This is a genomic window from Niallia sp. MER 6 (assembly GCF_023714395.1).
Classification (GTDB): domain Bacteria; phylum Bacillota; class Bacilli; order Bacillales; family Cytobacillaceae; genus Niallia.
On sequence record NZ_JAMAUK010000093.1, the window covers coordinates 1 to 1,473 of the forward strand.

Below are 1,473 nucleotides of genomic sequence, written 5' to 3' on the forward strand. Positions count from 1 at the left end.
TAAAATGTACCCTATAGAGTAGACACTTAAAAAAAGTCTACCTATAGGGTATTTTTTTGTATAATTATGTAACACAACTAGAGAAACATGGAGACGGAGAAAATAATGAGTAAAAAGATTTTCACAGAGAAAGAGATCAAGCAGCTATCCACTAATAAATACGTTAAATCTGTAAGTACAAAAGGAATCACTTATACAGATGAATTTAAACATATTTTTATTACTGAGAAAGAGAAGGGAAATTTAACAAGAAATATATTTGAACAATGTGGCTTTGACGTTGAGGTTTTGGGGATGGATAGAGTTTATTCAGCGAGTAAAAGATGGAAAAAAGCATACAAAATGAACGGGATAATCGGTTTACGTGACACAAGGGCAGAAAACTCGGGGCGCCCAATAGAAAGAGATCGGACCATGGAAGAGAAAAATGCTTGCTTAGAAGCACAAATTAACTTACTAAAGGCTGAAAACGAACTATTAAAAAAGATTCGTTTGGCAGAAAGGGGGATGAGGAATTAGAACTCCCCCCTAGCCAAAGGTATATTCTTATTCGCTCAGTGATTGAAAAATATAAATTAAATCATATGGTGAAGTACTTATGTCAAATAGCTGGCGTCTCAAGAAGTGGCTATTATCAGTACTTCTCAGCTAAGACACAAGAACAAAGAAAGCGCAAAAATGAAAAGGATGAAATTGTAAAGGAGATTGTCTTAAAAGCTTTTAATTTCAAAGGGCGAAAGAAAGGGGCACGTCAAATTAAAATGACTTTGGCGGGTCAATTTGATGTTGTCTACAATTTGAAACGTATTCGACGCATTATGAAGAAGTACGGCATTATTTGCCCCTTTAGAAAGGCAAATCCTTATAGACGAATGATGAAAGCTACAAAAGAACATCGCGTTGTACCAAACCTTTTAAATAGACAATTTAAGCAAGGAATTCCAAGGAAAGTGCTTCTGACTGATATCACATATCTTCATTTCGGCAAAGGGCTAAGAGCCTATTTATCAGTCATTAAGGACGGTTCAACTGGTGAAATTTTAGCCTATCATGTATCGGATAGAATGACCTTGGAATTAGCTACAGATACTCTCAAGAAGTTAAAGAAGAACAAAAACTTTAAGAAAGCAAAAGATGCCTTAATTCACTCGGATCAAGGTGTTCATTATACAAGTCCTATCTTTCAAAAAGCAGTAAAGAAATTAGGGTTACGTCAATCTATGTCAAGACGAGGAAACTGTTGGGATAACGCCCCTCAAGAATCATTCTTTGGCCATTTTAAAGATGAAGCCTCTATTAAAGCATGTACAAGTCTAGATGAATTAAGAAAAGAAATTAAACAATATATGATTTATTACAATTACTATAGATATCAGTGGAACTTAAAAAAGATGACCCCTGTTCAATACAGAGATCATCTTCTTAAAACTGCCTAGGCTTTTTTTAAATGTCCTTTACAAAGGGTACACTTTA

General features: G+C 34.6%; 1 protein-coding gene. It reads left to right on the top strand.

What is annotated here, in order from left to right; translation table 11 throughout:
• Positions 1-105 precede the first annotated feature (105 nt).
• Positions 106-1,436 (top strand): IS3 family transposase gene (locus M3600_RS28310; protein ID WP_235856747.1). Its coding sequence is split into 2 segments (ribosomal slippage): positions 106-478 and positions 478-1,436, totalling 1,332 coding nucleotides; the frame shifts between segments, so codons are not numbered across the junction.
• Positions 1,437-1,473: the final 37 nt, after the last annotated feature.